This is a genomic window from Pelagibius litoralis, assembly GCF_011683915.1.
Lineage (GTDB): Bacteria > Pseudomonadota > Alphaproteobacteria > Kiloniellales > Kiloniellaceae > Pelagibius > Pelagibius litoralis.
Genome location: NZ_JAAQPH010000051.1, coordinates 1 through 7,978, shown reverse-complemented (window position 1 = coordinate 7,978; position 7,978 = coordinate 1). Strand labels below are relative to the sequence as shown.

Below are 7,978 nucleotides of genomic sequence, written 5' to 3'. Positions count from 1 at the left end.
CTGGGCCTTCACCCTCACCGCCACCGCCTGCAATCTTGTGCGAATACCAAAGCTCCTGGCCCAAACATGAGACCAACGCTCCACCAAAGCGCCGATCACCCGGGATAGACCAGCACCCAAAACCACCATCATAGGGGGCTGACCTCAAACCAAGGCCCAAAACCCTATACGTCAGACTTTTTCAGCAGCCTGCTAGGGGTTTGGCGTCGGCCTGACCTGCGATTGGCGCGGTGAACCGCTAGAGTATTGCGTCCACCCGTTGAGCCCACCGCACAAACGGACCTTGGGCAACATCTTGAGTCTTATGCGAGTTCTCTTTGTAGGCGCCGCAGAAAAGTACGCACAATCAGTTTGTGTGCTGGTGCAACCGGGAGCATATAGGCACGACCAAAGGTGTTGTGCGTTTTCACCGAAGAGGTGATTGTCAACTCATTCCCCACCCTTGATATGCAGGTCAGGACGTCCAAGTGGCGGTCTCGCTCCGAAAGGGTCAGAACATCTTGCGAGACGTATTCGACCAGGAAGAAATCCAGCTTCTGGCCGGGTGCTATGGTTTCCCGGGAGGCGGTTGAAAAGCCGCCAATTTTCTTCACCCCAAACTTCGAAGAAATCGCATCTCTAACGCGGAACGCCAAGTTCAAAACAGGCATCGGACGCGACATGATAAGGCCCCATGCTTCAAGAGGACTTATCGACTTGGCAAGCTGCACTGACTGTCTGTCAAAAAAATCAAGTTCAGCTGTTGGGGCCAGAATTTGGATATTTGTATTCGGTATCGTGAAAAAGTCATTCCTGTCCATGGCGTGTCTCCCGAAACGTATGGTCTGGCTAGCAAGATTGGACAGTTCGTGCAGTACGATATGGTCTCGAAGTGGTGGTGACACACTGTCGGATTAATGGGCCCGGAGCCTAAGTTTCCCGCAGGTCGGCCAGGTAGGTGTTGGCGCGGCGGCTTTCGTCGAAAGCATCTGGCTCGATATCAGCGAAGAGCAAGGCCGCCTCGTCCGTGTCAGACGCGGCGAGGCAGCGCCCGTCGGGGCCGATGGCGCGGGACAGGCCGGCGTAACTGAAGTTGTCGTCGTCGCCGCCGTGGTTGGCATAGACCACGAAGACCTGATTCTCGAAGGCCCTGACCGGCACCACAGTGGCGGCGATGAAGCCTGCGAAGGGGCCCTGCGGCAGGGCGGTGGGGACCAGCACGGCATCGGCGCCGGCCCGGGCCAGGCGTCGGACGTTCTCGGGAAACTCCACGTCGTAGCAGATCAGGAAGCCGAGCTTCAGGCCGTGAAAGCTGCGCAGGGCGCTGTCCATGTCGCCGGGCGTAAAGAGCGCGCGTTCGTAGTCGCCGTAGAGATGGGTCTTGCGGTAGAAGCCGGGCGCCGTGCCGCCGTCGACCATCACCAGGCTGTTGAACAGCTGTTCGCCGTCGCGCTCGGCAAAGCCGGCGACGAGCGCCAGGCGGTGTTTTTCTGAAAGGGCCGTCAACTGCCTGACCTGCGGCCCCTCCGCCGCTTCGGCGAGGTCGGCGATGACGTCGCCGGCGCCGTAGCCGGTGGTGGCCAGTTCCGGGGCGATCAGCAGGTCCGCACCGCCCGCTGCGGCTTGCGCCGCCGCCGTCTCGATCTGTTCCAGGTTGGCGGCGACATCGCCCGGCACCGCGGTCATCTGCAGGATCGCGATCCGCATCATTTGTCCTCCGACGACCAGGCGCCGAGCAGGCGCGGCAGATCGCCGTAGCGCGCGACGAGGCCGAAAACGGCCGCGGCGATCACCACGAAGAAGATCGACACCGAGGCCATGGTCGGCGTGTAGCCGTAGCGCAGGGCGTTGAAGATCTTGATCGGCAGGGTCTCCAGGGTAAAGCCGACGGTCATGTAGCTGACGATATATTCGTTCAGGGACAGCACGAAGGCGAAGGCATAGCCGGATACCAGATAGGGGGTGATCAGCGGGATCACCACCGTGCGGAACACCCGGCGGTCATCTGCGCCCATGGTCGCCGCCGCCTCGACCAGGGAGCGGTCGATGGAGGCGAAACCGAGCGACAGGGTAACCAGGGGCAGGGTGACGAAGAAAATCGCGTGGCTGATGACCGCGGTCCAGGGTTCGCCGTAGAAGCCGGCGGTCGCCCAGAACGACAGGAAGCCGAGGGCCGTGATCACCGGCGGCAGCAGGAAGGGGGCGATGCCGAGGAACTGGAACACCCGGGCCCAGGGCGCGACCCGGCGCCAGAGGAACCAGGCGAGCGGCATCGCGATGGTGACGGCAAGCGCTGCCGAGAATGCCGCCAGCCCGACCGAAGCGAAGAGGGCGCTGCGCCATTCGTTCTCGGTGAAGATCTCCGCGTACCAGGACAGTGAGAAGCCTTCCGGCGGGAACAGCAGGGTCTTCTTGGCATTGACCGAAACGCCGGCCACCACCACCAGGGGGGCCGCCAGGAAGAGGGCGATCAGGACCATGTAGCCGTTGCGGATCCAGGCGGGGGTCATGCCGTCAGATCCTTCCGTCCGCCGACGAGGAGGGTCAGCCCGACCAGCGCCAGGGAGATCAGCACCAGGAAGACCGCCATGGCCGCGGCAAAGGGCATGTTGGACTGATAGATCGCCTGATCGGTGATCAGCACTGAGAGCGTCCAGTGCTGCGGACGGCCGAGGATCTGCGGCAGCAGGTAGGACCCCAGGGCAAAGACGAAGACCATGATGAGGGTCGCGACGATGGTGTTGCGCAGCGCCGGTATGACGATGTTGAAGAAACCGCGCAGCGGCGAAGCGCCCAGGGTGCGCGAGGCCTCCAAAAGGGTCGGTTCGAGCCGGACCAGGGCGGGGTAGAGCACCAGGATGGTGTAGGGCAGGGCCTGATAGACCATGCCGGTCAGCACCGCGCCGAAGCCGGGCAGCAGCGCCGTCGGCTGATCCATCAGACCGAGGGCGACGAAGAGATTGCTGATCCCCGCCGTGCGGGAAAACAGGGTGGACCAGGCAAAGCCGATGATCACCTCCGACAGGGAGAGGACCGAGAGAAGGCCGACCAGCCAGGCAATCTGGACGCGGCGTGTGCGGCAGGTCAGGAAGTAGGTGAAGGGAAAGGCCAGGGCCACGCAGCAGGCCGCGACGCTTGCCGCCAGCAGTAACGAGAAGCCGAGCACGCCGCCGAAGAAGGCCGAGAGGAAACGCTCGTAGTTCGAAAACACGAAGTCGGTGGTGTAGAAACCGCCCTGTTCGCGCTGAAAGAAACTCACGGCGATCATGATGCTGAAGGGGATCACAAAGAACACCAGCAGCATCAGTGCCGGAAAAATCACCGGCAGATGGTCGGAGAGGCTGCGGGCCGGCTCGCGTCTCATGCGTTCGGGCTCATTGCTTCAGGACCACGCAGGCTTCGGCGGGCAGGGTGACGCCGATGCTGTCGCCGGCGGTCACGTCGGGGCGCTCGCGCGGCGTCGACACGGCGGTTACCGTGGTGCCGGCAACCTCGATAAAGGTCTCGATGGTGCCGCCGAGGTCGCGCAGGAAGGTCACCCGGCCGGTCAGGCCGCCGGCTGTCGGCGCCGTCAGGTGAACGTCTTCCGGGCGGATCGACAGGCGGGCGCGGTCGAGGCCGGCGGGAAGGATTACGTCAGGCAGAACGACACCGCCGACGACGGCGCGGCCGCTGCTGTCGCGCGACAGGTCCAGCAGGTTGGTCGAGCCGATGAAGCCGGCGACGAAGCTGTCGGCCGGTTTGCGGTAGATCTCGACCGGCGGGGCCGCCTGGCGGATGTGCCCTTCGCCCATCACCACCACCAGGTCGGCCATGGTCATGGCCTCGCGCTGGTCGTGGGTGACGACGATGGTGGTGATGCCCAGTTTCTGCTGCAACTGGCGCAATTCCACCTGCATGGCCTCGCGCAGCTTGGCATCCAGGGCCGACAAGGGTTCATCGAGCAGGAACAGCTTCGGCGAAACGGCCAGGGCCCGGGCGATGGCGACGCGCTGGCGCTGGCCGCCGGAAAGCTTGTTGACCGGCCGGTCGGCATGGCCGGGCAGATGCACCAGGGCGAGAAGCTCATCGACCCGGCGCTGCTGATCGGCCTTGGCGATGCCGCGGATGCGCAGGGCATAGGCGATATTCTCCCCGACGTTCAAATGGGGGAACAGCGCCAGCGACTGAAACACCATGCCGAAATCGCGCTGGTGGGTCGCGACGCCGGTAATGTCGGCGCCGTCGATCAGCAGGCGCCCGCCGCTCGGGTCTTCCAGGCCGGCAATCATCCGCAGCAGGGTGGTCTTGCCGCAGCCGGAGGGGCCAAGCAGGCAGACGAAGGTGCCTTGGGGCACGTTCAGCGTAACGTTGTCGACGGCGGTGAGGGATCCGAAGCGCTTGGAAACACCCTCCAGGGTCAGGCCCGACATGATTTACCTGTCGCTCGAGAAAAAGGACGCCGGCTGCCGGCGGAACCGGCAGCCGTACGTTAGCAGTCCGTCGTGCCGGCGGTCAGCCGACGATCAGCTCCGTCCACTTCTGGTTCAGCCAGTCGGACTTGGTCTGGTAGAGGTCGTAACGCGGGATGATCGGATCGATCTCCGAAGAGACACCGGCAAATTCCTCGCTGGTCAGGTCGAGCAGATCGCGCTTCACCGTCGGTGCCGTGCCGACCTTGCGCGACATGGTTCCCTGGATCGCGGGCTGGCTCATGTAGTCGATGAAGATATGCGCCTCGTCGGTCTTGGCCGAAGCGCGCGACAGTGCCCAGCAGCCGCTGTCGAGAATGCCGCCTTCCTTGGGGAAGGTGGAGCGCACCGGGTGGCCGTCGGCCGCGGCCAGTCCGGTCACGTCGTGATAGTACTGCCCCATCGGGATCTCGCCGGACTTCAGGGCCTGTTCGAACTGGGCCTCGTCGCGGTACCAGAGGCGCACGTTCGGCTTCACCTCGGCCAGTTTCTCCAGGGCCTTCAGCAAGCCCTCCTCCGTGTCCAGCGCCGCGGTGCCGCCCATGAAGGTCTTCGCCGTTACCTCCAGCAGGAAGGAATTTGAAACCAGCGCCAGCAGGCCGAGTTTGTCCTTGTTGGCCGGGTCCCAGAGCACCGCCCAGGACTCCGGTGCCTCGGCGAAGCTGTCGGTGTTGGACACCAGGGTGATGTACCAGGCGACGGCGCCGATGCCGGCGACGCGGCCATCGGGGTACTTGTTGATGAAGGCGTCGACCAGGTTGCCGGCATTGGGGATGCGGGCGAGATCGAGCGGCGCCCAGAGGTTCGTCGACTGGCCCTTCAGCATCGCGACCTGCGACATCATCGAGATGTCGGCGGGCGCGCGCCCGGCCTTGGCGGCTTGTTCCAGCTGCACCAGCCAGGCTTCGCCGGTCGGCTCGGCAATCGATTCCACCGCGATGCCGCTGACCTTGGTGAATTCCGGAAAGATGTGCTTGTCGAAGGAGTCCTTGAAGTAGCCGCCGTAGACGCCGACTTTCAGCGAGCGATCCTGCGCCCGCAGAACCGTCGGCATGGCGAGTACGCCGGCGCCTGCAAGGCCGGCGGCCACGATTGTCCGGCGGCTGACGCCGGTCTTCCTGATATCCTTGGTCATGTCTAATTCACCTCCGCTGTCGATAGTGCAGCCGCTTGGCGCGGCTTGATTGATCGGACCTGTCCTCCATCGCGTCGGGTTTGCCCCGACGCCCTTCCCATGAAAACCACGGGGCTCACGAAAAACGTGGGCTGAAAACCATCAGACTCAGAATCTCGAACAGAACCTGCGCGCCGACCTGGGCCGTATTCGTCGTGGTGTCGTACTGCGGCGCGACTTCGACGACATCGCCGCCGATCAGGTTGACGCCTTTGAGGCCGTGCAGGATCGCCAGCACCTCGCGGGTCGTCAGGCCGCCGACCTCCGGCGTGCCGGTGCCGGGCGCAAAGGCCGGGTCGATGCCATCGATGTCGAAGGAGATGTAGGTCGGCCCGTCGCCGACGACCTCCAGCGCTTTTTCGATGACCGCGGGGATGCCCAGCTTCGGCACCTCCTCGGCGTGGATCACCGTCATGCCGCTGTCGAAGGAAAACTCCCAGAGATACTCGGCCGAGCCCCGGATGCCGATCTGCACCGTGCGGCTCGGGTCCAGCACGCCGTCGAGCACGGCGTTGCGGAACGGACCGCCGTGATGGAACTTGGTGTGGTCGAAGGAGCCGCCGGTATCGCAGTGGGCATCGATGTGGACCATGCCGACAGGCTGTTCGCGGCCGATCGCCTTCATGATCGGATGGGTGATCGAGTGATCGCCGCCGACCGAGAGCGGAACCACCCCGGCGGCGAAGACCTTCTCGTAGTAACGCTCGATGTCGTCCAGGCTGCCTTCCAGGCGGTACCGGCTGTTGAAGGGCACATCGCCAAGGTCGGCGACGCGCAGGTCGTAGACCGGCGCGCAGGCGAGAACGTGGTTGTAGGGGCCGATCCGCTCAATATCGCGCAGGGCCCGCGGGCCGAAGCGCGCGCCCGGCCGGTTGGTGACGCCGAGATCCATGGGCACGCCGATCAGCCCGACCTGAAGGTCGCCGAAGTCGGGCTTTTCCGGATTGAGTTCACGCAGCGGTGCGTCAAGCAGGGTGGACACCCCGGCATAAGGTGCCATGCGGGTGCCGCTCTCGTCGAAGATCTGATCCGCGACTTTGCGGTAGGCCGGATCGAAGAGGTCGCCGCCGTGCCCGCTGGCGTATTTCTCACGCAACGCCGCCAGCTTGTCCTGATCCCAAGCCATCGTTTCAGCCCGCCTCTATGAAAATCTTGTTTCTTGTTGATGTCAGTATCGCGGAAACCGCGTTGCGAAGGCAATTGACATTGTTGTAGCGTCTTTTGTGAGAAATTCTCACAAAGGATCACACCGATGTCGAATCGCCTGCCGCCGCTCAATCCCCTGCGGGCTTTCGAGGCTGCGGCACGGCACGGCTCGGTTTCCAGCGCCGCCAAGGAGCTGAACGTCACCCATGGCGCGATCAGCCACCAGATCCGTACCCTGGAGGCGGCGCTGGACGTGGCCCTGCTGGAGCGGGGCGCCCGGCGGGTCCGCCTGACGCCCCATGGCGCGGCCCTGCTGCCGACCCTTTCCACCGCCTTCGAGGACATCGCCTCGGCCACCGCCCGCATGACCCGGCCGTCGACCGGCGGCGACCTCGTGATCAGCTGCGTGCCGGCCCTGCTCTCGCTTTGGCTGATTCCCCGCCTCAACCGCTTTACCGAGCAGTATCCGGGCGTGCGCTTGCGGATGATCGGCTCCAACGATCCGGATCAGGTCTTCGATCCCGATATCGACGTCTGCATTCGCTATGGGCAGGGCAGCTGGAGCGACTGCTGGGTCCGGCAGTGGTCCGAGCTTGAGCTGTTTCCGGTCGCCAGTCCGACCCTGCTGAACACGCGCCCGCTGCGCTCGATCAAGGATCTGGCCCATCACGTCATGCTGCATGCCGACGACGGCCGTGAGTGGCAGACCTGGCTGACCGCCGCCAAGGCCCTGGAGCTCAGCCGGGGGCCGCACCACTTCATGAGCGATGCGCGCCTGGCCGTCGAGGCGGCGCTGCATGGCAACGGCGTGGTGCTGGGCGACAGCCTGACGGCCAGCAACCTGATGGCGCGGGGCAGCCTCGTCGCGCCCTTCGATCTCTCGGTGCCGGCCATCGACAGCTTCTATGTCGTCTGCCGCAACGAGGCCAAGGCGGCACCGATCGTCAGTGTCTTCATCGACTGGCTGTTCGCGGCGCGCGACGAGGAGGATGCCCGAACAGAGGTTCAGGCCGCCGCCCGCCGTTCGCTGCGGCGCGGGCGCAAAAGCGGCTAGAGGAAAGCCCCGGCGTTGCCCCGCTTTGCGGGATGCTATCCTAACCTCCCCCTCACCCCGACCCTTGCATGTTGGTGATCGGCCCGAATTGCGTAAGCATTGGGGTTGATCCCCGGGGGGTGGCCACCCCCCGGGGATCGGATGGGCGGGACCGCGCGACCCTAGGCAAGAACC

Annotated in this window: 8 protein-coding genes; 1 reads left to right on the top strand and 7 read right to left on the bottom strand. The window is 64.5% G+C overall.

Annotated elements, in window-relative coordinates:
• Positions 1-302: 302 nt before the first annotated feature.
• From HBA54_RS28430 to speB, 7 genes are all read right to left on the bottom strand, one after another.
• Positions 303-800 (bottom strand): DUF2867 domain-containing protein, encoded by a 498-nt coding sequence (locus HBA54_RS28430; RefSeq protein WP_167232068.1) that lies wholly within the window; start codon positions 798-800, stop codon positions 303-305.
• A gap of 109 nt (positions 801-909) precedes the next feature.
• Positions 910-1,689: a carbon-nitrogen hydrolase family protein gene (locus tag HBA54_RS28425; RefSeq protein ID WP_167232065.1), complete on the bottom strand. Its 780-nt coding sequence runs from the start codon at positions 1,687-1,689 to the stop codon at positions 910-912.
• Positions 1,686-2,489 (bottom strand): ABC transporter permease, encoded by an 804-nt coding sequence (locus tag HBA54_RS28420; protein WP_167232063.1) that lies wholly within the window; start codon positions 2,487-2,489, stop codon positions 1,686-1,688. The genes HBA54_RS28425 and HBA54_RS28420 overlap by 4 nt, the downstream gene beginning before the upstream one ends.
• Positions 2,486-3,343, bottom strand: a complete 858-nt coding sequence (locus HBA54_RS28415) for an ABC transporter permease (RefSeq protein ID WP_167232060.1) — start codon at positions 3,341-3,343, stop codon at positions 2,486-2,488. The genes HBA54_RS28420 and HBA54_RS28415 overlap by 4 nt, the downstream gene beginning before the upstream one ends.
• A gap of 10 nt (positions 3,344-3,353) precedes the next feature.
• Positions 3,354-4,391: an ABC transporter ATP-binding protein gene (locus tag HBA54_RS28410; protein WP_167232057.1), complete on the bottom strand. Its 1,038-nt coding sequence runs from the start codon at positions 4,389-4,391 to the stop codon at positions 3,354-3,356.
• A gap of 82 nt (positions 4,392-4,473) precedes the next feature.
• A complete protein-coding gene (locus HBA54_RS28405) occupies positions 4,474-5,565 on the bottom strand; it encodes an ABC transporter substrate-binding protein (protein WP_167232054.1) in 1,092 nt (363 codons plus the stop codon).
• 115 nt (positions 5,566-5,680) lie between these two features.
• The gene (speB, locus tag HBA54_RS28400; RefSeq protein WP_167232051.1) at positions 5,681-6,730 is read right to left on the bottom strand and encodes an agmatinase; all 1,050 of its coding nucleotides are present in this window, start codon (positions 6,728-6,730) and stop codon (positions 5,681-5,683) included.
• A gap of 126 nt (positions 6,731-6,856) precedes the next feature.
• On the opposite strand from speB, the gene gcvA reads away from it, so the two are divergent.
• Entirely contained in the window at positions 6,857-7,804 is a 948-nt protein-coding gene (gene gcvA / locus HBA54_RS28395; protein WP_167232048.1) for a transcriptional regulator GcvA, read from the top strand.
• Positions 7,805-7,978: the final 174 nt, after the last annotated feature.

What these genes read in the sequence shown, in the direction of transcription:
- HBA54_RS28430 (WP_167232068.1), bottom strand. Translation starts at nt 800, where the DNA reads ATGGACAGGAATGACTTTTTCACGATACCGAATACAAATATCCAAATT.
- HBA54_RS28425 (WP_167232065.1), bottom strand. Translation starts at nt 1,689, where the DNA reads ATGATGCGGATCGCGATCCTGCAGATGACCGCGGTGCCGGGCGATGTC.
- HBA54_RS28420 (WP_167232063.1), bottom strand. Translation starts at nt 2,489, where the DNA reads ATGACCCCCGCCTGGATCCGCAACGGCTACATGGTCCTGATCGCCCTC.
- HBA54_RS28415 (WP_167232060.1), bottom strand. Translation starts at nt 3,343, where the DNA reads ATGAGACGCGAGCCGGCCCGCAGCCTCTCCGACCATCTGCCGGTGATT.
- HBA54_RS28410 (WP_167232057.1), bottom strand. Translation starts at nt 4,391, where the DNA reads ATGTCGGGCCTGACCCTGGAGGGTGTTTCCAAGCGCTTCGGATCCCTC.
- HBA54_RS28405 (WP_167232054.1), bottom strand. Translation starts at nt 5,565, where the DNA reads ATGACCAAGGATATCAGGAAGACCGGCGTCAGCCGCCGGACAATCGTG.
- speB (WP_167232051.1), bottom strand. Translation starts at nt 6,730, where the DNA reads ATGGCTTGGGATCAGGACAAGCTGGCGGCGTTGCGTGAGAAATACGCC.
- gcvA (WP_167232048.1), top strand. Translation starts at nt 6,857, where the DNA reads ATGTCGAATCGCCTGCCGCCGCTCAATCCCCTGCGGGCTTTCGAGGCT.